Origin of the sequence: Pseudomonas sp. G11 (genome assembly GCF_029457515.1) — a bacterium.
GTDB classification, from domain to species: Bacteria; Pseudomonadota; Gammaproteobacteria; order Pseudomonadales; family Pseudomonadaceae; genus Aquipseudomonas; species Aquipseudomonas gorinensis.
This window is the reverse complement of the sequence record NZ_CP120377.1, coordinates 1,615,279-1,635,693: the sequence shown is the minus strand read 5'-3', so window position 1 is coordinate 1,635,693 and position 20,415 is coordinate 1,615,279. Positions and strand designations below refer to the sequence as shown.

The following is a 20,415-nucleotide window of genomic DNA, read 5'->3' as shown; positions in this document are numbered from 1 at the left end:
GTTTGCTTAACCGGCATGACCATGACCGATATGTTCCTCACCCTTGTCAGCGCCGCCCTGATCAGCAACTTCGTGTTGCAGATGCCGCTGGCGGTCGACCCGGTGCTGGCCCTGGCCTCACGCCAACGGCTGCATGCCCTCGGGATCGCCACCACCCTATTGATGGTGCTCAGCGGCGTGCTGGGTTATCTGCTGGACCACTATCTGTTGCAGCCGTTCGCATTGACGACACTGCGGCTATTTGTGTTTTTGCCGCTGACCGCGCTGTTGATCCACCCGGTGCTCAGCCTGCTGACGCGCGTGCGCCCCGCCCTGGTAACCAACGGTCTGTGGCCACTGCTGCTGGGTAACGCCGGCGTACTGGCCGTGGTCGTGATGGGCACACAAAATGATAAAGGCGTGGTGCACATGGCCGCATTGAGCCTGGGCGCCGGGCTCGGTTTCTGGCTGGTGCTGAGCCTGTTCAGCGACTTGCGCCAACGCATCGCCGACAACGACATCCCCCTGCCTTTTCGCGGCCTGCCGGTCGAACTGATCAGCGTCGGGCTGATGGCAGTGGCCTTCTTCGGCTTCAACGCAATGTTCAAAGCATGAACCTGATTCAACGTATCGACGCGCTGCTGCCGCAGACTCAATGCGGCAAGTGCGGCCACCCAGGCTGCAAGCCTTACGCCGAAGGTATTGCCCAGGGTGAGGCGATTAACAAGTGCCCGCCGGGTGGGCAGGAAACCATCGCCGGGCTGGCACAGTTGCTGAAAGTGCCGGTGCTGGAACTGGACGCCACGCGGGGCGAGGCACCCGCGCAGGTTGCGTATATCCGCGAAGCCGAGTGCATCGGTTGCACCAAGTGCATCCAGGCATGCCCGGTGGACGCCATCGTCGGCGCCGCCAAGCTGATGCACACGGTGATCATCGACGAATGCACGGGTTGTGACCTGTGCGTCGCGCCCTGCCCGGTCGATTGCATCGAAATGCACCCGTTGCTCACGGCGCTACCCATCGTCGGAGGCCTCGCCACCAACGAAGACCAACGCCGTCAGCGCGGCCTCAAGCGTGATCGTGCACGACGGCGCTTTGAGCAACGCAATGCACGTCTGCGACGGGAAGAAGCGCTCAAGATCGCCGAACGCCTGGCCCGGACCAGACACACCGCTGCGCCGGAGCCAGTGCAGGTCGATAAAGCCCAGGCGGCGAGGGAGGCAGCGGTCAAGCAAGCGAAAATCAGCGTGGCCATGAGTCGCGCCCAACTGCACAAATCCTTGAAGGCGTTCGGGCATCCACCGACGTTTGAGCAGCAGTCGCAATTGATCGTCCTGCAACAGCAGTTCGAGGCCGCAGAGCAGGCACTTGCCGCGCTGGAGTTGAACAGCACCCCCAAGGCTGCTGCCCCCAGCAATACCGCCGAACTCAAGCGCGCCAAGATCCAACTGGCCATGCGCCGCGCAGAGCTGAAGAGAGCCCAGGATCAGAAGGCCGACCCGCAGCAATTGGCCGAGGCGCAAGGCAAGCTGGATGAGGCACAGCGCCTGGTGGACGCCCATGACAACGCCTGATCCGCAGCAGGCCTTGCAGCGCGTGTTGCTCGCAACGCTGCCGGGCGTCGTGGCACTGTGCTGGTGGTACGGATGGGGGGTGTTGATCAATTTGATCTTGGCTGGGGGATGCGCGCTACTGGTGGACGCGGGTGTCGACCGCCTGCGAGGACGGCGCGTTCGTGACCTGAGCAGCCTGGTCAGCGCCACACTGCTGGCCCTGGCCCTGCCACCTTATTGTCCCTGGTGGCTGTGTGTAGCCGCTGTCACCGGAGGGTTGCTGCTGGGCAAGCACTTGTATGGTGGCAATCGAAACCCATTCAATCCGGCCATGGTCGGGTACGCCCTGATGCTGGTGGCCTTTCCCCAACCCATGAGCCACTGGCCGGCGCCCCATGGCCTGGACCTGCTGGCCGGCGTCAATCAGGTTCTGGGCCTGCACGGCGCGGCGCCGGATGCCTGGGCCCAGGCCACCGCCTTGGATGCCCTGCGAATCAACAAGAGCCTGACCATCGACGAGCTGTTCGCGCGCAGCCCGGCATTTGGGCATTTCGGCGGCAGGGCCAGCGAGTGGGTCGGCCTGGCCTATCTCATGGGTGGCCTCTGGCTGTTATGGCAGCGCGTGTTCAGCTGGCATGCACCCGTTGGCATGCTGGGCAGCCTGTTTGTGATCAGCCTGCTGTGCTGGAACGGGTCGGGTTCGGATTCCCATGGCTCGCCGCTGTTTCATCTGCTGACCGGCGCCACCCTTCTCGGCGCCTTTTTCATCATCACCGAGCCGGTATCGGGCCCCAGGAGCCCGCGGGCACGCCTGCTCTTTGGCGCGGGCGTAGGCGCGCTGACCTATCTGATTCGCACGTGGGGCGGTTACCCGGACGGGGTAGCCTTCGCAGTATTGCTGATGAACCTGGCGGTGCCCGCGCTGGAGCGCCTGGTGGCACCGAAACAGCCGCAGGTGAATGCATGAGAGTCACCCGAGGCCTGCTGCTGGCGCTGCTGATTAGCATGGGCGGCATCGCCTTGACCTTGGGGCTGCAGCACCTGACCGCCGGCCATGCGGCGCTCCAAGCCCAGACGCAACAGCGTCAGGCCCTGCTCGACCTGCTACCCGCGGACCGCTACGACAACCAGCCCTTGGACCAGGCGCTGGCGATCGCTCCCCAACCCTTGTCAAACAGCCAGCTTCAAGGTGGCTACCTGGCAACCCTGGCCGGCCAGGCAAGCGCCGTGATCCTGCGGTTACAAGCCAACGGCTACGGCGGGCCGATTGAACTGCTGGTGGCCATCGACCGCGACGGTAAGCTGCTGGCAATCAAACCGCTGGAGCACTCGGAAACCCCAAGCCTTGGTGGCCATATCAGTGAGCCCGGCAACCCTTGGCTGGCCGCCTTCAAAGGCCGCACCCGCAGCGACCTGAAAGACCCGACATTCGATCAGATGGCAGGCGCGACCCTGACTTCCCGCGCGGTGTCCAATGCCGCCCACGATGCGCTGCGTTTTTTCGACGAACATCGATCTGCATTGCTGGAGCACGCGGCCCATGACTAAAGCCTTTGGCCTGGCCAATACGCTGATGCTGACACCGTTGATCGGAGTGAGTGACACGCTGCCCAAGGCCCTGAGTTTCCTGGGGCTGTCCGTGCTAGTCGTGACGCTGTATGGCCTGGTCATGGCAGGTGTGCGATCCCGTCTCAGCGCCCCCTTACGGTTGATTGCCAGCCTGATGCTTGCCGCGACCCTGGTCAGTGTCGTGCAGTTACTGTTGCAGGCATTTGCACTCACGACCTATCAGCAACTGGGCCTCTATCTCGCCATGATCAGCGTGCAATGCGTAGTACTGGAACACGGCGGCTTCTTCGCGGCCGGCCAGCACAAGGCACGCCTGCGGCTGTTTGGCCTTTTCGCCGCCCTGCTGATACTGCTGGGGTTGCTACGCGCCGGTACCGCCACCACATTCATGCCTGCCGGGTTTATCCTGCTCGGGTTACTGCTCGCAGGGTGCCAAGCCTGGGCCCACTATTCGAAATCACGCTGACCGCCAGCAAGGAGCCGCCCGCCCCATGAACGCCGCAAAACGATTGGAAATTTTTCGCAGGCTTCACGAAGACAATCCGGAACCCAAGACCGAACTGGCCTATTCATCGCCATTCGAGTTGCTGATTGCCGTGATTCTCTCGGCCCAATCGACCGATGTGGGCGTCAACAAGGCCACGGCCAAGCTATTTCCTGTGGCGAACACACCCGCGGCGATTTATGCCCTGGGCGTTGAGGGTTTGTCCGAGTACATCAAGACCATCGGCCTGTACAACAGCAAGGCCAAGAATGTCATCGAGACCTGCCGCCTGCTGGTGGAGCGGCATGGCGGTGAAGTACCGCAAACACGCGAAGCCTTGGAAGCGCTGCCCGGCGTGGGCCGCAAGACAGCCAATGTGGTGCTCAATACGGCGTTTCGCCAGCTGACAATGGCCGTGGACACACATATTTTTCGTGTCAGCAACCGCACCGGCATTGCACGTGGGAAGAATGTGGTGGAAGTGGAAAAGCAGCTGATGAAGTTTGTTCCCAAGCCCTATCTGCTCGATTCGCATCATTGGCTGATCCTGCACGGGCGTTATGTCTGCCAGGCGCGCAAGCCACGCTGCGGCAGCTGTCGCATCGAGGACCTGTGCGAGTACAAGGAAAAAACCTCCGACGATTGAGGAATCATTGATTTTTACGATCAGTCGATTGAAAAAATCTTTTTTACCCATCCATGGATTATCGTTATAAGGAGCGCCAACGGCAGTCTTAGCCCGGAGTTAACCTTATGAGCACTGGCAAAGAACAACTGGAAGTGGATGACGACCTCGTTGAGTCGGATGACGACGGGGCAGAAACACCTGTAGTAGAAGTGGCCAAGACCAATCTAAGCAAACGCCGCACTATCGACAATCTCCTGGAAGAGCGACGCTTGCAAAAACAGCTGGCCGACTACGATTTCGACCTCTGATAGAGCCGATGACGGCCGGAAGCCTCCCTTGCGGAGGCTTTTTTCTGCCGATCTACCTTGATGACGCCCTCCCCTATACCAGCCCGTTGCGCTGGGCCAACTCGATCAAGTCGACCAGGGAGCGTGCATTGAGCTTGAGCAGCAAGCGCGTTTTGTAAGTACTCACGGTCTTGTTGCTGAGGAACATGCCATCGGCAATCTCCTTGTTGGTTTTACCACGCGCCAATTGCTGCAATACCATCATCTCCCGGCCGGAGAGACGCTCGACCATGTCCGCCTCACTGGCGTTGCCCATGGTGGAACGTACCGAGTTCAGCGCCTGATTCGGGAAGTAACTGTAGCCGGAGAGGACCGCCTTGATAGCACTCAGCAACTCGGTCAGGTCCTGCTGCTTGCACACGTAGCCGGCCGCCCCTGCCTGCATGCAACGCATGGAGAAATGCCCGGGTGCCTGCGATGTCAGCACCAGCACCTTGAACGGCGTGGCCTGTTTGGTGGAGGACAGTCGACAGATAACTTCCAGACCATCCAGTTTGGGAATTCCAATATCCAGTATGACAATGTCCGGCATATGCTCCCGCGCAAGTTGCAACGCATCGACACCGTTATCGGTCTCGGCAACGACCTCATAACCATGGCGTTCCATTAGCATACGCACAGCAAGACGAATGACGGGATGATCATCCACGATCAGCACTTTATTCATGAGAAAGTCCAATTTCGCTGTTCGAATTATTCAGAGCAAGCACAATAGCCTAGTCGTTTCCTAGTTGGCATAGCATTCCCCCCTGAGCAACAGCAAGCAGAGACCCAACCCACAACCAGATAGGAATTAACCTACAAAAAATCACCAACGCGGATGTATCGAGTTTTATGGAGCCTTTCAGACCTTTCCGGGGGCACACATATTTTGAGTGAAATATCCAATACATAAGGGGGTGAAGGTAAACGTGGCGCACAGGAGTTTCAGGAAACGCCCCTTGTTTGTCGCCTTCACGCGTACGAGCTGGCAAAAAAAGCCTGACTCTTTCAGTTCCATTTAACATATCTACTTACACCCTAATTTTCCTACAGAACTTTCTGCGTCTTACAACTGCCCCGCACTTTTGTGAGTGAATTTTCTGTAAGACATAGTTCCTGATCAGGTGTAAATAATTCATTCATACCTTTAAAAACAGCTACGCCCGCAAACTCAACTTTTTAAGCGCTTAAAATTCCGCATTAAACAATGCTTAAACATATGGGGTTCCCACCTTTTTCAAGGTAAAAAAAATGGCCCCTTGAAAAAGGGGCCATCTTTCACACCATCTTAAAGACTCAGAACAACTTGCGACCCTTGTTGGCCGCAATGCGCATGCGCAGTGCGTTCAACTTGATGAAGCCTGCCGCGTCCGCCTGGTTGTAGGCGCCGCCATCTTCTTCGAAGGTGGCGATATTGGCGTCGAACAGCGATTCATCCGACTTACGACCAGTAACGATCACATTGCCCTTGTACAGCTTCAGACGTACAACGCCGTTCACGTGGACCTGGGAAGCATCGATCATCTGTTGCAGCATCAGGCGCTCAGGGCTCCACCAGTAGCCGGTGTAGATCAGGCTGGCGTACTTGGGCATCAGCTCGTCTTTGAGGTGAGCCACTTCGCGATCCAGGGTGATGGATTCGATGGCGCGGTGAGCGCGCAGCATGATGGTGCCACCCGGGGTTTCATAGCAGCCACGGGACTTCATGCCCACGTAGCGGTTCTCGACGATGTCGAGACGGCCGATACCGTGCGCGCCACCGATACGGTTCAAGGTCGCCAGCACGGTGGCCGGGGTCATTTCGACACCGTCCAGCGCGACGATATCGCCGTTGCGGTAGGTCAGTTCCAGGTATTGCGGCTTGTCGGGAGCGTTCTCCGGGGAGACGGTCCATTTCCACATGTCTTCTTCGTGCTCGGTCCAGGTGTCTTCCAGCACGCCGCCTTCATAGGAGATGTGCAGCAGGTTGGCATCCATCGAGTACGGGGATTTCTTCTTGCCATGACGCTCGATCGGGATCGCGTGCTTTTCAGCGTAATCCATCAGCTTTTCACGGGACAGCAGGTCCCACTCACGCCAAGGAGCAATCACTTTCACACCAGGCTTCAGCGCGTAGGCGCCCAATTCGAAGCGTACCTGGTCGTTGCCCTTGCCGGTGGCACCATGGGAAATGGCGTCAGCGCCGGTTTCGTTGGCGATTTCGATCAAGCGCTTGGCGATCAGCGGGCGTGCGATGGAAGTACCCAGCAGGTACTCACCTTCGTAGACGGTGTTGGCGCGAAACATCGGGAAAACGAAATCGCGGACGAACTCTTCGCGCAGGTCGTCAATGTAGATCTCTTTCACGCCCATGGCTTGCGCCTTGGCACGTGCAGGTTCGACCTCTTCGCCCTGACCCAGGTCAGCGGTGAAGGTCACCACTTCACAGTTATAAGTATCCTGCAGCCACTTGAGGATCACCGAAGTGTCCAGGCCGCCGGAATACGCGAGAACGACCTTGTTTACGTCGGCCATGCCATCACTCCACGGGTTTTTACGGAAAGGCGTCGATTCTACCGACCAAAACCGTGAATTTACAGGGGCGCGACAGCAAATGAAGATAAAGCGACAGATTATGTCGACCGAGCGACCGATGGTCGCACCTTATGACGTGGCAGCAGGGTTGCTGGGGGCCTTGGCCTGGGGCGCCGTTTTGTCCGGAACGGCAACGCGCTCGAGCTGAATGTTCACGCGGCGGTTACGGGCGCGGTTGGCGGCGTTGGTATTAGGCGCCAGGGGGTAGCTTTCGCCATGGAAGCGCATCGTGATCTGCGACTCCTGGATACCATTGGCCTTGAAGTAGTCCATCACCGCCAGGGCACGCCGGCGCGACACATCGCGGTTGGTCAGGCGATTGCCGCTGTTGTCGGAGTGGCCGTTCAACTCGATATGGTTCACCGTCGGGTCGGCTTTCATGAACGCGAGAATCACCGCCAGCTTGCGCTTGGCCGCAGCATCCAGTTCGATGCCTCCACCGGGGAAGCCGATTTCGGTCTGTTTGACCTGATCGTAATTCATCGGTAACAGCTTGGCGGTGCACAGTTGATAGTCGTTATAGGCCTTGTTGAATTTCACCGGTAACAGGCGAATTTCCGAATAGCCGCCCTCGCGGGCGTAATGCCGCACGGTCGGGCTGCGCCCCTCGAGCAAACCGGTGAACAGGCGCCCGGCCTGGGCCTGGGAACTGTTGAACAGAACGTCGCCACTGCCCGCGTGCACGGCGCCGAGGTTGATATCGCCCCGGCCCGGTTGCCAGGGCGCAGCGGCCGCCAGCAACGTGGCCGAGCCCGCGCCCAACGCGCCGCTGTAGGCTTTCAAACGGAACGTGGCCTGCTCGCCGGCCCGGCGCACGAACTCACCCGAGCCAAAATCGGTGATCGGCTGGGTCAGGCGGCACTCGAATTGGTCGCCTTCCACCTTCCACTCAATATTTTCCAGACGTGTCTGGAACGTGAGGGCCATCGCAGGCAGGCTGGCGAACACACTGAGCAGGGCTAGATAATGCTGGCGCACGGGAGGCTCCACTGGTTTCTACAACACTTCAAAGCGTCATACATCGTTAAGGCATACCCAGGGATATCGGTCGCATCCTGCAAAACTTGATAGCGAGTGCCTGCAAGAGTCTTTTCCGGTAGCATTCCCACCAGATTGACCCGCCTGGAATCCCCAATGTCCGACCGCCTGACCCTGCTGCGTCCCGACGACTGGCATATTCATCTTCGCGATGGTGCTGCGTTGCCCCAAACCGTGGCCGATGTAGCGCGTACGTTTGGCCGCGCCATCATCATGCCTAACCTGGTACCTCCGGTGCGCAATGCCGAGCAAGCCGACGCCTATCGCCAGCGTATCCTCGCTGCGCGGCCGGCCGGCAGCCGCTTCGAACCGCTGATGGTGCTCTACCTGACCGACCGCACCCAGCCCGAAGAAATTCGTGAGGCCAAGGCCTGCGGTTTCGTGCACGCCGCCAAGCTGTACCCGGCGGGCGCAACCACCAACTCCGACTCAGGCGTGACCAGCATCGATAAGATCCTGCCCGCCATCGAAGCCATGGCTGAAGTTGGCATGCCGCTGTTGATCCACGGTGAAGTCACCCGTGGCGACGTCGACGTGTTCGATCGCGAGAAGATCTTCATCGACGAGCACATGCGCCGCGTGGTCGAGCTGTTCCCCACGCTCAAGGTGGTGTTCGAACACATCACCACGGCGGATGCCGTGCAGTTCGTCACCGAGGCCTCGGCCAACGTGGGCGCGACCATCACTGCGCATCACCTGCTCTACAACCGCAACCACATGCTGGTGGGCGGGATTCGGCCGCACTTCTATTGCCTGCCGATTCTCAAGCGCAATACCCACCAGGTGGCCTTGCTGGACGCTGCCACCAGCGGCAACCCGAAGTTCTTCCTCGGTACCGACTCGGCTCCCCATGCCCAGCACGCCAAGGAAGCCGCATGCGGTTGTGCCGGGTGCTACACCGCGTATGCCGCCATCGAGCTGTATGCCGAAGCATTCGAACAGCGCAATGCCCTGGACAAGCTCGAAGGCTTCGCCAGCCTCAACGGTCCACGTTTCTATGGCCTGCCGGCGAATACCGATCGCATTACCCTGGTCCGTGAAGACTGGACCGCCCCTGCCAGCCTGCCGTTTGGCGAGCTGACTGTTATCCCGCTGCGCGCCGGTGAAACACTGCGCTGGCGCCTGCTGGAGGAAAGCAAGTGAGTGAAGACCATTACGACGACGAACACGAGCATAGCGGTGGCGGCTCCCGTCACCCGATGGCCGAGCGGTTTCGCGGCTATCTGCCGGTTGTCATCGACGTAGAAACCGGGGGCTTCAACTGCGCCACCGATGCCCTGCTGGAAATCGCGGCCACCACCATTGGCATGGATGAACAGGGCTTCGTGTTCCCGGAACACACGCACTTCTTCCGGGTTGAACCGTTTGAAGGCGCCAATATCGAAGCCGCGGCCTTGGAGTTCACCGGGATCAAGCTTGATCACCCGTTGCGCATGGCAGTCAGTGAAGAAGCGGCGCTGACCGATATCTTTCGTGGCGTGCGCAAGGCATTGAAGGCCAATGGCTGCAAACGCGCGATCCTGGTGGGTCACAACAGCAGCTTCGACCTGGGCTTCCTCAACGCCGCAGTGGCGCGCCTGGACATGAAGCGCAACCCGTTCCACCCGTTCTCCAGCTTCGACACGGCGACCCTGGCCGGCCTGGCCTATGGCCAGACCGTCTTGGCCAAAGCATGCCAGGCGGCCGGTATCGACTTTGACGGACGCGAAGCCCATTCGGCCCGCTACGACACTGAAAAGACCGCCGAACTGTTCTGCGGTATCGTCAACCGTTGGAAACAGATGGGTGGCTGGGAAGACTTCAGCGACTGAGTTCATCGCCCGCGCATAAAAAAACCGGCCCTCTCAGGCCGGTTTTTTTTACCCGGAATCTGGCTTACAGCTTGCCAGCGTTCTCGGTCAGGTAAGCCGCAACACCTTCAGGCGAAGCGTTCATGCCCTTATCGCCTTTTTTCCAGTTGGCAGGGCAGACTTCGCCGTGTTCTTCGTGGAATTGCAGGGCGTCGACCAGACGGATCAGCTCTTCCATGTTACGGCCCAGCGGCAGGTCGTTGATGATCTGCGAGCGCACAACGCCCTTGTCATCGATCAGGAACGCGCCACGGAAAGCCACGCCGCCTTCGGACTCAACGTCGTAGGCCTTGGCGATGTCGTGCTTCATGTCGGCAGCCATGGTGTATTGGACTTTGCCGATGCCGCCATCATTGATGGCAGTGTTACGCCAGGCGTTGTGGGTGAAATGGGAGTCGATGGAAACGGCGACCACTTCAACATTGCGCGCCTTGAAATCGGCCATGCGGTGATCCAGGGCGATCAGTTCCGAAGGGCAGACAAAGGTGAAGTCCAGCGGGTAGAAAAACACCAGGCCGTATTTGCCTTTGATGGCTTCAGACAATTTGAAGCTGTCAACGATTTCGCCATTGCCGAGGACGGCTGGGACGTCGAAATCCGGGGCTTGTTTACCGACGAGTACGCTCATGGGTTATCTCCTGATGTAGGGGGTGACGATTGAAGTAAAAGGACCGGCCTCGAGTCTGTCGCACCTAAGCGACAGACCTGTGACGCAGTCACGCTTCGTGAAGACCGAACATCATACACTGAAAAAACCGTTCGTCAGCGCGCGGGCGTTTAGCCTAAAGACCTACGATTCTACTTTGACAATCATTCTCGTTAACATTAAGATCCATCGCACTTAAGCCTCAACCCGCGACGGTTCTCCCTTATGTATGTCTGCCTCTGCACTGGCGTCACCGACGGACAAATCCGCGAAGCAATCTATGAAGGTTGCTGCAGCTACAAAGAAGTGCGTGAAACCACCGGCGTTGCCAGCCAATGCGGCAAATGCGCCTGCCTCGCCAAGCAAGTGGTACGGGAAACCCTGACGCAGCTGCAAACAGCCCAGGCCGCGCTCCCCTACTCAGCAGAATTTACACACGCTTAAATAAGCGTGTTTTAAAGAACCGGACAGAGTGTCCGGTTTTTTTATGCCCGTATTTCAATTAGTTAGCGTCAAGACGCGGAACACAAACATTCTTATTCCTATTAATTTTCATTTATTATTCAATAACTTAGGTTTGACAGTAGGGGTTTCGACACTCAAACTCCGCCCTATATACAGCTATTACAGGGCAGGACCCCAGTCATGAAAGGCGACATCTCAGTCATCCAGCAACTCAATAAAATCCTTGGCAATGAACTGGTCGCGATCAATCAGTACTTCCTGCATGCACGCATGTATGACGATTGGGGCCTCGAAAAGCTGGGCAAACGCGAATACAAAGAATCGATCAAGGCCATGAAGGACGCCGACGCGCTGATCAAGCGCATCCTGTTCCTGGAAGGCCTGCCCAACGTGCAGGACCTGGGCAAGCTGAACATCGGCGAACACACCCAGGAAATGATCAACAGCGACCTGGGCTTCGAGCGCAAGAGCCACAGCGACCTCAAGGCCGCCATTGCCCACTGTGAAACCAAAGGCGACTTCGGCAGCCGTGAACTGCTGGAGGATATCCTGGAAGACCAGGAAGAACATATCGACTGGCTGGAAACCCAACTGGGCCTGATCGACAAGGTCAGCCTGGAGAACTACCTGCAATCGCAGATGGGTGAATAACCCTTAGCGACAGGTACAAAAAAGCCCCGCTCTCTCAGGAGAAGCGGGGCTTTTTATTACGCGCTTTTACACCAGCATCAAGCTTCAGTCTTGGCTGCCGCTTTTGCCGCTGCGTCTTTGATCAGCGTCTGCAACGAACCGTCAGCGGCCATTTCAGTGATGATATCGCTGCCGCCGACCAGTTCACCGTCAACCCACAGCTGTGGGAATGTCGGCCAGTTGGCGTACTTAGGCAGGTTGGCGCGAATTTCCGGGTTTTGCAGGATATCCACGTAGGCGAATTTCTCGCCACACTGCATGACGGCCTGGGACGCCTTCGCGGAGAAACCGCACTGCGGAGCGTTTGGGGCGCCCTTCATGTAAAGCAGAATGGTGTTGTTGGCAATCTGCTCTTTGATCGTTTCGATGATATCCATGGAACACCTCGGCTGGAACTTTGCGACTCACAGGTCGGCACGGTGGCGCATTGTAACGCAAAATTCCAGCGCGGTGCTCGGGCACCTTATGCGGCCGCGACCTGTACAGGCACGCCATTGAGCGCCGCGTTCCCCGACAGCTCATCCAACTGCCGCTCGTCGGTCAGGTCGTTGGCACTGGCCCCAGGCTGAGTGCTGGCGATAGCCATCTGCACCCCCGGACGCCCATGCCCCCAACCATGGGGCAAGCTGACGACGCCAGGCATCATGTCCAAACTGGCCACGACCTCCACCTCAATCATGCCGATACGCGAACTGACCCTCACCCGCTGCCCATCACTCAACCGACGGCTGGCCAGGTCATCAGGGTGCATCAGCAACTGATGGCGCGGCTTGCCCTTCACCAGCCGATGATAGTTATGCATCCAGGAATTGTTGCTGCGCACATGGCGGCGGCCGATCAGCAGCAGTTCGTCGTCCACGGGTACCGGCTGCGCCACAAAACGCGCCAGGTCTGCCAGGATCACCGCAGGGGCCGCCTGCACCCGGCCGTTGGCCGTTTTCAGTCGCTCGGCAAGATTGGGCTTGAGCGGCCCCAGGTCCACGCCATGGGGATGGTCCGCCAGCACTGCCACCGACAATTTGTGAGCGGACGCATCACCGTAGGCACCCGCGCGCAGCCCGAAATCGATCATCTGCGCCGGCGGCAGGGTCGGCTTGAGTGCCACACCGGTCCGCGCCGCAAAAGCCTTGGCCAACCCGACAAAGATTTCCCAGTCATGCAGCGCGCCCTCAGGCTTGGGCAGGATCGCGCGATTGAAACGGGTGACATTGCGTACGGCGAACATATTGAACGTGGTGTCGTAATGGTCGTTTTCCAGCGCCGAGGTGGACGGCAGGATCAGGTCGGCGTATCGCGTGGTTTCGTTGATATAGAGGTCGACACTGACCATGAACTCGAGCCCGTCCAGAGCCTGTTCCAACTGACGCCCATTGGGTGTCGAGAGCACCGGGTTACCGGCCACTGTCACCAGGGCGCGGATCTGTCCTTCGCCTTCGGTGAGCATTTCCTCAGCCAGTGCCGACACGGGCAACTCGCCGCCGTACTCCGGGCGCCCGGAAACCCGGCTCTGCCAGCGGTTGAAATGCCCACCGCCGGTGGAGGCCACCAGATCCACTGCAGGGCTGGTGCAGAGCGCACCACCCTCGCGGTCGAGGTTGCCAGTCACCAGGTTGATCAATTGCACCAGCCAATGGCACAGCGTGCCGAACGCCTGGGTCGAAACCCCCATCCGTCCGTAACACACGGCCTTGTCCGCCGCGGCGAAGTCCCGCGCCAACTGGCGAATCTGCTCGGCAGGCACCGCACATTGACGGCTCATGGCCTCTGGGGTAAATCCGGCGATAGCACGGCGTACCTCGTCCAGGCCCTCAACCGGCAAATGGCTGTCGCGGGTCAGGCCCTCGGCAAACAGCGTGTTGAGCAAGCCAAACAATAGCGCCGCATCTCCGCCAGGCCGCACGAAAATGTGCTGGTCGGCCATCGCCGCCGTCTCGCTGCGCCGCGGATCGACCACCACCACTTTGCCCCCCCGGGCCTGGATGGCCTTGAGACGCTTCTCCACATCAGGCACGGTCATGATGCTGCCGTTGGACGCCAGGGGGTTGCCGCCGAGGATCAGCATGAAGTCGGTGTGGTCGATGTCCGGGATCGGCAGCAACAGGCCATGGCCGTACATCAGGTGACTGGTGAGGTGATGGGGTAATTGGTCCACCGAGGTTGCGGAAAACCGATTGCGCGTCTTCAACAGGCCGAGAAAGTAGTTACTGTGGGTCATCAGCCCGTAGTTGTGCACGCTGGGGTTGCCCTGATACACCGCCACGGCATTCTGCCCATGCCGCGCCTGGATCCCCGCCAGTCGCTCGGCGACCAGGGCAAAGGCGTCTTCCCAGGGGATCGGCTGCCATTCGCTGCCCACCCGCAACATAGGCTGGTGCAGGCGGTCCGGGTCATTCTGGATATCCTGCAACGCCACAGCCTTGGGGCAGATATGGCCGCGACTGAACGTGTCCTGCGGGTCCCCCTTGATCGAGGTAATGGCCAGGCTACCGTCGTCGGCGCGGGTGGTTTCCAGGATCAAGCCACAAATGGCTTCGCACAGATGGCAGGCACGGTGATGGAGAGTCTTGGTCATGGCCAGTCTCTTTATTGGGCTTTGGCCCAACTATGGGCCGCGACCGCCAGAGGCGCCAGCAACGTTCGTCCTGTGAATCGACGAGCATCAGGCTAAGCCATGGCTAAGCGTGAGCAAATGTTTCAGAAAACGCCTGCGCAGCCCCTGAAAGCGACGCAGCCTGGCCTGGGCCCGGCCTCGCAGATTGCAAAAGGTCGTAACGCCAGTGTACAAATGACCCGCTGCTGTCAGGAAATCGTCTTCAAAAGCGCTCTCGCGCCCTTCTTGAACACCCCTAAAAACCGTAGCCCTATTGGTAAGACGCGACATTTAATTATAAGATCGCGCCTTCCCCTATTTCGTCGCCCCGTGCGGCTTTCGCCGCAGGTCTCGCCCGTTGTCACAATAAACAAGGCTTTGAGTATCTGCGGTCTGTTGCAAAAAGGTAGTTAATGATGAGCGCAAGGCACTTTCTCTCCCTGATGGATTGCACGCCCGAAGAGCTGGTCAGCGTGATCCGTCGAGGCATTGAGCTTAAAGACCTGCGTAACCGCGGCGTACTGTTCGAGCCTTTGAAAAACCGCGTGCTCGGGATGATTTTCGAGAAGTCGTCGACTCGCACCCGCCTGTCCTTCGAAGCCGGCATGATCCAGCTGGGTGGCCAGGCCATCTTCCTGTCGCCGCGCGACACCCAATTGGGCCGTGGCGAGCCGATCAGCGATTGCGCGATCGTCATGTCGCGCATGCTCGATGCGGTGATGATCCGTACCTTTGCCCACAGCACCCTGACTGAATTTGCCGCCAACTCACGCGTCCCGGTGATCAACGGCCTGTCCGATGACCTGCACCCTTGCCAGTTACTGGCGGACATGCAGACCTTTCTCGAACACCGTGGCTCGATCCAGGGCAAGACTGTGGCCTGGATCGGCGACGGCAACAATATGTGCAACAGCTATATAGAAGCGGCGATCCAGTTCGATTTCCAACTGCGTATCGCCTGCCCGGAAGGCTACGAGCCTGACGCCCGCTTCCTGGCACAGGCGGGTGACCGCGTCACCGTTGTGCGCGACCCGCGCGAGGCGGTGATCGGTGCGCATCTGGTCAGCACCGACGTCTGGACCTCCATGGGCCAGGAAGACGAAACCGCCAAGCGCCTGGCGCTGTTTGCGCCATTCCAGGTAACCCGCGCCCTGCTCGACCTGGCCGCGCCGGATGTGCTGTTCATGCACTGCCTGCCCGCCCACCGTGGCGAAGAAATCAGCCTCGACCTGCTTGACGATCAACGTTCGGTCGCCTGGGACCAGGCTGAAAACCGCCTGCACGCGCAAAAGGCCCTGCTTGAGTTCCTGGTCGAGCCGGCGTACCACCACGCATGAGCCAGTCCTTACTGCTGAACCTGCGCAATCTGGCATGCGGCTATCAAGACCAACGGGTGGTGCAGAATCTCAACCTGCACCTGAATGCCGGCGACATCGGCTGCCTGCTGGGTTCCTCGGGGTGCGGCAAGACCACCACCCTGCGCGCGATTGCCGGGTTCGAACCGGTGCACGACGGTGAAATCAGCCTGGCAGGCGAAGTCATCTCCAGCGCCGGCTTCACCCTTGCCCCAGAGAAACGTCGCATCGGCATGGTCTTCCAGGACTACGCGCTGTTCCCTCACCTCAGCGTAGCCGACAATATCGCCTTCGGCATTCGCAAGCACCCGCAGAAAGACCGCGTGGTCGCCGAGCTGCTGGAGCTGGTCAATCTGAAGAACCTGGGCAAGCGCTTCCCCCACGAGCTTTCCGGGGGGCAGCAGCAACGTGTGGCCCTCGCCCGTGCCTTGGCGCCGGAGCCCCAACTGCTGCTGCTGGATGAGCCGTTCTCCAACCTTGATGGCGAACTGCGGCGCAAGCTCAGCCACGAGGTGCGCGACATCCTCAAAGCCCGCGGCACCAGTGCGATCCTGGTAACCCATGACCAGGAAGAAGCTTTCGCCGTGAGCGACCATGTCGGCGTATTCAAAGAAGGCCGCCTGGAGCAGTGGGATACGCCCTACAACCTCTATCACGAACCTCTGACGCCCTATGTCGCCAGCTTCATTGGCCAGGGTTATTTCATTCGTGGCCAGCTAAGCACCCCGGAATCCGTCAATACCGAGCTGGGCGAACTGCGCGGCAATCGTGCCTACTCCTGGCCGACCGGCGGCGCCGTGGACGTGTTGCTGCGCCCGGACGACATCGTCTACGCGCCGGACAGCGCTTTGAAAGCGCGAATTGTCGGCAAGACCTTCCTCGGCGCATCGACCTTGTACCGCTTGCAACTGCCGACCGGCGCACAACTGGAATCGATCTTTCCCAGCCATGCCGACCATCAGGTCGGTGCGGATGTCGGGATTCGCGTCGCGGCTGAACACCTGGTGCTGTTCCAGGCCTGCGGCAGCGTCGCGGCGCAGGTACCACGGTCCGAGTCAGGCGTACGGCGCTACAGCCCGGCCAGCAGTATTTGAAGAAACCGGGTCGAACTGTGGGAGGCCCCCGACTTAGCACCGTCGCACAGCAAACTGCTCCCCTTGCCCTGATGCCGTTCAGTCAAAGCTTTTTTGTAGGAGCGAGCTTGCTCGCGAAAAACTCACAGGCGCCGCGTTGATTCAGGAAACACGCGTCATCGTTGACGTTTTTCGCGAGCAAGAACTAGGCGTCCCCCTCGCTCCTACAGAATGCGATGTACGCTTAACTGAACGGCATTAGGGCTTGCCCCGGTACAACCCAGGGGCATGGTTTACAGGCAATACGCAGGATCAGGAAGTAACTGATCAAGCCCTGCCAATCGGCGCGAATTTGGCCTGGGTATGTTCCGCCAGCACTGCGGCGGACAATTCCACTTCCAGCCCCCGTCTCCCCGCACTGACAAAAATCGTCGCGAACGGCTGCGCCGTCGTATCGATAAACGTGCGCAAGCGCTTTTTCTGCCCCAGCGGGCTGATACCGCCCAACAGGTAGCCCGTCGACCGTTGCGCCGCCGCCGGGTCAGCCATCTCGACTTTTTTCACCCCGGCCGCATGGGCCAAGGCTTTTAAATCCAGACTTCCGACGACCGGCACCACCGCCACCAATAACTCGCCTTTTTCGCTGCTCGCCAACAGGGTCTTGAACACCTGAGCCGGGTCAAGACCCAACTTTTCCGCGGCCTCCAGACCATACGACGACGCTTTGGGATCGTGTTCATAACTGTGAATGCGATGTTCGGCGCGAACTTTTTTCAACAAATCCAGTGCAGGGGTCATGCATGCTCCAGGCGTGGCAAACAGAGGACAGATTCTAGGCCAAGCCCACACAAAACGCTCTAGTACGCCCCTGACTCCCGTCAACACTTGCGGTGACGAGCGTGATCATTCATCAAACCTATAGTTGGAAAATGACTAATAGTTCACTTTCGACCTTTGACAGGCGTCATTCTTGTCTATATTTTTTCGTTTCCGAATACTGTAGGAATACAGCCGCAGTATTCGAGCAGTAAGCCGCGCCGAGGATGGGGATCCTCGACACGGTGAAAATCGCGCAAGGCCCGTTGAGGCCCGACGCCTGACAAGAACAACAAATTGAGGTTTTCCATGACAACTGCACTTCAACAGCCTTCACTTTCGAGCCAATGCATGGCCGAATTCCTGGGGACTGCGCTTCTGATCTTCTTCGGTACAGGATGTGTCGCTGCCCTCAAAGTCGCGGGTGCCAGCTTTGGTTTGTGGGAAATCAGTATCATCTGGGGGATCGGCGTCAGCATGGCGATCTACCTGAGCGCCGGTATCTCCGGGGCTCACCTCAATCCGGCGGTGAGTATTGCCCTGTGTCTTTTCGCCGATTTCGACAAGCGTAAACTGCCCTTCTATATCCTCGCCCAGGTCGCCGGTGCCTTCTGCTCCGCGGCGCTGGTGTACATGCTCTATAGCAATCTGTTTTTCGATTACGAACAAACCCACCATTTGGTGCGTGGGACCCAGGCCAGCCTGGAACTAGCCTCGGTGTTTTCGACCTACCCCCATGCGCTGTTGAGCACCGCTCAGGCGTTCCTGGTGGAAATGGTCATCACCGCCATCCTGATGGGCGTGATCATGGCCCTGACCGACGATAACAACGGCTTGCCACGCGGCCCCCTTGCTCCGCTGCTGATTGGCTTGCTGATCGCAGTCATCGGCAGCGCCATGGGCCCATTGACCGGTTTTGCGATGAACCCTGCGCGGGATTTCGGGCCCAAGCTGATGACCTTTTTCGCCGGCTGGGGTGAAATGGCCTTTACTGGCGGACGCGACATTCCCTACTTCCTGGTTCCGATTTTCGCGCCGATTGTCGGTGCTTGCCTCGGTGCCGCGGCTTATCGCGGGCTGATTGCCCGCCATCTGCCAAGCGCCGCACCTGCCGCAGCGGAGGCCAAAGAAGCCGCCGTCAACGGCGAAACGCGTATTTCCTGATAGCAACCGCCTGGGCCCTACTGCCCTTTTAGTGATCCAGGCCGTTTCCAACTCCCTTATTTCTCGTCCAAGGCAATCGACATGACCGACATTCAGAATAAGAACTACATCATTGCCCTTGATCAGGGCACCACCAGTTCGCGGGCGATCATCTTTGATCGTGACGCCAACGTGGTCTGCACCGCCCAGCGTGAATTCGTCCAGCACTACCCGCAGGCGGGCTGGGTCGAACATGACCCGATGGAAATCTTCGCCACCCAGAGCGCGGTAATGGTCGAGGCCCTGGCCCAGGCTGGCCTGCACCATGACCAGGTTGCCGCTATCGGCATCACCAACCAGCGTGAAACCACCGTGGTCTGGGACAAGGTCACCGGTCGCCCGATCTACAACGCCATCGTCTGGCAGTGCCGCCGCAGCACCGAAATCTGCCAGCAGCTCAAGCGTGACGGCCACGAGCAATACATCAGCGACACCACCGGCCTGGTCACCGACCCGTACTTTTCCGGCACCAAGCTCAAGTGGATCCTCGACAATGTCGAAGGCAGCCGCGAACGTGCGCGCAACGGCGAACTGCTGTTCGGCACCGTCGACAGCTGGTTGATCTGGAAATTTACCGGCGGCAAGACCCACGTCACCGACTACACCAACGCCTCGCGCACCATGCTCTTCAACATCCACACCCTGGAGTGGGACGCGAAGATGCTGGAAATCCTTGATGTGCCGCGCGAGATGCTGCCGGAAGTCAAGTCGTCGTCGGAAATCTACGGTCGCACCAAGAGCGGCATTGCCATCGGCGGCATCGCCGGTGACCAGCAGGCCGCGCTGTTCGGCCAGATGTGCGTTGAACCGGGCCAGGCCAAGAACACCTACGGCACCGGCTGCTTCCTGCTGATGAATACCGGCGACAAGGCCGTGAAATCCAAGCACGGCATGCTCACCACCATCGCCTGCGGCCCGCGTGGCGAAGTGGCCTACGCCCTGGAAGGCGCGGTATTCAACGGTGGTTCCACCGTGCAGTGGCTGCGTGACGAGCTGAAAATCATCAACGACGCCCACGACACCGAATACTTCGCCGGCAAGGTCAAGGACAGCAATGGCGTCTACCTGGTACCCGCGTTTACCGGCCTGGGCGCCCCCTACTGGGACCCCTACGCCCGTGGCGCGTTGTTCGGCCTGACCCGAGGCGTACGCGTGGATCACATTATTCGTGCAGCCCTTGAGTCGATTGCCTACCAGACACGCGACGTACTGGACGCGATGCAGCAGGATTCCGGCGAACGCCTCAAATCCCTGCGGGTGGATGGCGGCGCAGTGGCCAACAACTTCCTGATGCAATTCCAAGCCGACATCCTCGGCACCCAGGTCGAGCGCCCGCAAATGCGCGAAACCACTGCACTGGGCGCGGCCTACCTGGCGGGCCTGGCTTGCGGGTTCTGGGGTAGCCTGGACGAACTGCGTGGCAAGGCGGTGATCGAGCGCGAATTCGAACCTCAGCTTGAAGAAGCCGCCAAAGAGAAACTCTACGCCGGCTGGCAAAAAGCAGTGAGCCGCACCCGCGATTGGGAACCCCACGAAGGCGCTGAATAAGCCAAGCGCAGGACCCATATAGGGT

At 59.4% G+C, this 20,415-nt stretch carries 22 protein-coding genes; 15 read left to right on the top strand and 7 right to left on the bottom strand.

The window, feature by feature from the left end:
• The first annotated feature begins 21 nt into the window (after positions 1-21).
• The 7 genes from P2T68_RS07365 (at position 22) to P2T68_RS07335 (ending at position 4,521) form a co-directional block, all read left to right on the top strand.
• On the top strand, positions 22-594 hold the full coding sequence (locus P2T68_RS07365) for an Rnf-Nqr domain containing protein (RefSeq protein WP_041161112.1): 573 nt from the start codon (positions 22-24) through the stop codon (positions 592-594).
• Complete coding sequence (gene rsxB / locus P2T68_RS07360) at positions 591-1,553, top strand: electron transport complex subunit RsxB (protein WP_102624422.1); 963 nt, start codon at positions 591-593, stop codon at positions 1,551-1,553. The genes P2T68_RS07365 and rsxB overlap by 4 nt, the downstream gene beginning before the upstream one ends.
• Complete coding sequence (locus P2T68_RS07355) at positions 1,540-2,499, top strand: RnfABCDGE type electron transport complex subunit D (RefSeq protein ID WP_081329155.1); 960 nt, start codon at positions 1,540-1,542, stop codon at positions 2,497-2,499. The genes rsxB and P2T68_RS07355 overlap by 14 nt, the downstream gene beginning before the upstream one ends.
• Positions 2,496-3,080: an RnfABCDGE type electron transport complex subunit G gene (locus P2T68_RS07350; RefSeq protein ID WP_150292754.1), complete on the top strand. Its 585-nt coding sequence runs from the start codon at positions 2,496-2,498 to the stop codon at positions 3,078-3,080. Before P2T68_RS07355 ends, P2T68_RS07350 begins: the two co-directional genes overlap by 4 nt.
• On the top strand, positions 3,073-3,567 hold the full coding sequence (locus P2T68_RS07345; RefSeq protein ID WP_024073721.1) for an Rnf-Nqr domain containing protein: 495 nt from the start codon (positions 3,073-3,075) through the stop codon (positions 3,565-3,567). The genes P2T68_RS07350 and P2T68_RS07345 overlap by 8 nt, the downstream gene beginning before the upstream one ends.
• 25 nt (positions 3,568-3,592) lie before the next feature.
• Positions 3,593-4,231: an endonuclease III gene (nth, locus tag P2T68_RS07340; protein ID WP_024073720.1), complete on the top strand. Its 639-nt coding sequence runs from the start codon at positions 3,593-3,595 to the stop codon at positions 4,229-4,231.
• Between the two features lie 107 nt (positions 4,232-4,338).
• On the top strand, positions 4,339-4,521 hold the full coding sequence (locus tag P2T68_RS07335; RefSeq protein ID WP_024073719.1) for a hypothetical protein: 183 nt from the start codon (positions 4,339-4,341) through the stop codon (positions 4,519-4,521).
• A 73-nt stretch (positions 4,522-4,594) separates the two neighbouring features.
• On the opposite strand, the gene P2T68_RS07330 is transcribed toward P2T68_RS07335, so the two are convergent.
• The 3 genes from P2T68_RS07330 to P2T68_RS07320 all read right to left on the bottom strand — a co-directional run bounded on the left by P2T68_RS07330 (position 4,595) and on the right by P2T68_RS07320 (position 8,094).
• Entirely contained in the window at positions 4,595-5,227 is a 633-nt protein-coding gene (locus tag P2T68_RS07330) for a response regulator transcription factor (RefSeq protein WP_017844627.1), read from the bottom strand.
• A gap of 611 nt (positions 5,228-5,838) precedes the next feature.
• Positions 5,839-7,056: an argininosuccinate synthase gene (locus P2T68_RS07325; RefSeq protein ID WP_024073718.1), complete on the bottom strand. Its 1,218-nt coding sequence runs from the start codon at positions 7,054-7,056 to the stop codon at positions 5,839-5,841.
• Between the two features lie 129 nt (positions 7,057-7,185).
• Positions 7,186-8,094, bottom strand: a complete 909-nt coding sequence (locus P2T68_RS07320; RefSeq protein WP_024073717.1) for an OmpA family protein — start codon at positions 8,092-8,094, stop codon at positions 7,186-7,188.
• A gap of 156 nt (positions 8,095-8,250) precedes the next feature.
• Between P2T68_RS07320 and pyrC the strand changes: the two genes are divergently transcribed.
• Both pyrC and rnt read left to right on the top strand, forming a co-directional pair.
• Positions 8,251-9,297: a dihydroorotase gene (gene pyrC / locus P2T68_RS07315; protein WP_024073716.1), complete on the top strand. Its 1,047-nt coding sequence runs from the start codon at positions 8,251-8,253 to the stop codon at positions 9,295-9,297.
• Positions 9,294-9,965 carry a ribonuclease T gene (gene rnt, locus P2T68_RS07310; RefSeq protein ID WP_024073715.1) on the top strand — a complete coding sequence of 224 codons (672 nt, stop codon included), beginning with the start codon at positions 9,294-9,296 and terminating at the stop codon, positions 9,963-9,965. Before pyrC ends, rnt begins: the two co-directional genes overlap by 4 nt.
• Positions 9,966-10,029: 64 nt before the next feature.
• On the opposite strand, the gene P2T68_RS07305 is transcribed toward rnt, so the two are convergent.
• Positions 10,030-10,632 (bottom strand): peroxiredoxin, encoded by a 603-nt coding sequence (locus tag P2T68_RS07305; RefSeq protein WP_024073714.1) that lies wholly within the window; start codon positions 10,630-10,632, stop codon positions 10,030-10,032.
• Positions 10,633-10,875: 243 nt separating this feature from the next.
• Here P2T68_RS07305 and P2T68_RS07300 point away from each other — a divergent pair, with 243 nt between their 5' ends.
• The gene (locus P2T68_RS07300; protein ID WP_010564137.1) at positions 10,876-11,094 is read left to right on the top strand and encodes a bacterioferritin-associated ferredoxin; all 219 of its coding nucleotides are present in this window, start codon (positions 10,876-10,878) and stop codon (positions 11,092-11,094) included.
• Between the two features lie 201 nt (positions 11,095-11,295).
• Complete coding sequence (bfr, locus tag P2T68_RS07295; protein WP_024073713.1) at positions 11,296-11,766, top strand: bacterioferritin; 471 nt, start codon at positions 11,296-11,298, stop codon at positions 11,764-11,766.
• A 77-nt stretch (positions 11,767-11,843) separates the two neighbouring features.
• Here bfr and grxD read toward each other — a convergent pair whose 3' ends face one another.
• A complete protein-coding gene (gene grxD / locus P2T68_RS07290; protein WP_024073712.1) occupies positions 11,844-12,182 on the bottom strand; it encodes a Grx4 family monothiol glutaredoxin in 339 nt (112 codons plus the stop codon).
• Positions 12,183-12,268: 86 nt separating this feature from the next.
• Complete coding sequence (locus P2T68_RS07285; protein WP_277379203.1) at positions 12,269-14,377, bottom strand: molybdopterin oxidoreductase family protein; 2,109 nt, start codon at positions 14,375-14,377, stop codon at positions 12,269-12,271.
• 434 nt (positions 14,378-14,811) lie between these two features.
• Here P2T68_RS07285 and argF point away from each other — a divergent pair, with 434 nt between their 5' ends.
• Positions 14,812-15,732, top strand: coding sequence for an ornithine carbamoyltransferase (argF, locus tag P2T68_RS07280; RefSeq protein ID WP_024073710.1), 921 nt, complete (start codon positions 14,812-14,814; stop codon positions 15,730-15,732).
• Positions 15,729-16,844 carry an ABC transporter ATP-binding protein gene (locus P2T68_RS07275; protein WP_024073709.1) on the top strand — a complete coding sequence of 372 codons (1,116 nt, stop codon included), beginning with the start codon at positions 15,729-15,731 and terminating at the stop codon, positions 16,842-16,844. Before argF ends, P2T68_RS07275 begins: the two co-directional genes overlap by 4 nt.
• 306 nt (positions 16,845-17,150) lie before the next feature.
• On the opposite strand, the gene ybaK is transcribed toward P2T68_RS07275, so the two are convergent.
• Positions 17,151-17,621 carry a Cys-tRNA(Pro) deacylase gene (gene ybaK / locus P2T68_RS07270; RefSeq protein ID WP_024073708.1) on the bottom strand — a complete coding sequence of 157 codons (471 nt, stop codon included), beginning with the start codon at positions 17,619-17,621 and terminating at the stop codon, positions 17,151-17,153.
• Between the two features lie 327 nt (positions 17,622-17,948).
• Between ybaK and P2T68_RS07265 the strand changes: the two genes are divergently transcribed.
• On the top strand, positions 17,949-18,803 hold the full coding sequence (locus P2T68_RS07265) for an MIP/aquaporin family protein (protein WP_069075351.1): 855 nt from the start codon (positions 17,949-17,951) through the stop codon (positions 18,801-18,803).
• An 81-nt stretch (positions 18,804-18,884) separates the two neighbouring features.
• Positions 18,885-20,390, top strand: coding sequence for a glycerol kinase GlpK (gene glpK / locus P2T68_RS07260; RefSeq protein WP_024073706.1), 1,506 nt, complete (start codon positions 18,885-18,887; stop codon positions 20,388-20,390).
• The last annotated feature ends 25 nt before the right edge of the window (positions 20,391-20,415 follow it).

Excerpts from the sequence above, each read along its gene's own strand:
- grxD (WP_024073712.1), bottom strand. The coding sequence starts at position 12,182 with ATGGATATCATCGAAACGATCAAAGAGCAGATTGCCAACAACACCATT.
- P2T68_RS07300 (WP_010564137.1), top strand. The coding sequence starts at position 10,876 with ATGTATGTCTGCCTCTGCACTGGCGTCACCGACGGACAAATCCGCGAA.
- P2T68_RS07350 (WP_150292754.1), top strand. The coding sequence starts at position 2,496 with ATGAGAGTCACCCGAGGCCTGCTGCTGGCGCTGCTGATTAGCATGGGC.
- glpK (WP_024073706.1), top strand. The coding sequence starts at position 18,885 with ATGACCGACATTCAGAATAAGAACTACATCATTGCCCTTGATCAGGGC.
- P2T68_RS07305 (WP_024073714.1), bottom strand. The coding sequence starts at position 10,632 with ATGAGCGTACTCGTCGGTAAACAAGCCCCGGATTTCGACGTCCCAGCC.
- P2T68_RS07365 (WP_041161112.1), top strand. The coding sequence starts at position 22 with ATGACCGATATGTTCCTCACCCTTGTCAGCGCCGCCCTGATCAGCAAC.
- P2T68_RS07335 (WP_024073719.1), top strand. The coding sequence starts at position 4,339 with ATGAGCACTGGCAAAGAACAACTGGAAGTGGATGACGACCTCGTTGAG.
- P2T68_RS07325 (WP_024073718.1), bottom strand. The coding sequence starts at position 7,056 with ATGGCCGACGTAAACAAGGTCGTTCTCGCGTATTCCGGCGGCCTGGAC.
- P2T68_RS07275 (WP_024073709.1), top strand. The coding sequence starts at position 15,729 with ATGAGCCAGTCCTTACTGCTGAACCTGCGCAATCTGGCATGCGGCTAT.
- P2T68_RS07330 (WP_017844627.1), bottom strand. The coding sequence starts at position 5,227 with ATGAATAAAGTGCTGATCGTGGATGATCATCCCGTCATTCGTCTTGCT.
- P2T68_RS07265 (WP_069075351.1), top strand. The coding sequence starts at position 17,949 with ATGACAACTGCACTTCAACAGCCTTCACTTTCGAGCCAATGCATGGCC.
- P2T68_RS07355 (WP_081329155.1), top strand. The coding sequence starts at position 1,540 with ATGACAACGCCTGATCCGCAGCAGGCCTTGCAGCGCGTGTTGCTCGCA.
- P2T68_RS07285 (WP_277379203.1), bottom strand. The coding sequence starts at position 14,377 with ATGACCAAGACTCTCCATCACCGTGCCTGCCATCTGTGCGAAGCCATT.
- nth (WP_024073720.1), top strand. The coding sequence starts at position 3,593 with ATGAACGCCGCAAAACGATTGGAAATTTTTCGCAGGCTTCACGAAGAC.
- argF (WP_024073710.1), top strand. The coding sequence starts at position 14,812 with ATGAGCGCAAGGCACTTTCTCTCCCTGATGGATTGCACGCCCGAAGAG.
- ybaK (WP_024073708.1), bottom strand. The coding sequence starts at position 17,621 with ATGACCCCTGCACTGGATTTGTTGAAAAAAGTTCGCGCCGAACATCGC.
- rsxB (WP_102624422.1), top strand. The coding sequence starts at position 591 with ATGAACCTGATTCAACGTATCGACGCGCTGCTGCCGCAGACTCAATGC.
- bfr (WP_024073713.1), top strand. The coding sequence starts at position 11,296 with ATGAAAGGCGACATCTCAGTCATCCAGCAACTCAATAAAATCCTTGGC.
- pyrC (WP_024073716.1), top strand. The coding sequence starts at position 8,251 with ATGTCCGACCGCCTGACCCTGCTGCGTCCCGACGACTGGCATATTCAT.
- P2T68_RS07345 (WP_024073721.1), top strand. The coding sequence starts at position 3,073 with ATGACTAAAGCCTTTGGCCTGGCCAATACGCTGATGCTGACACCGTTG.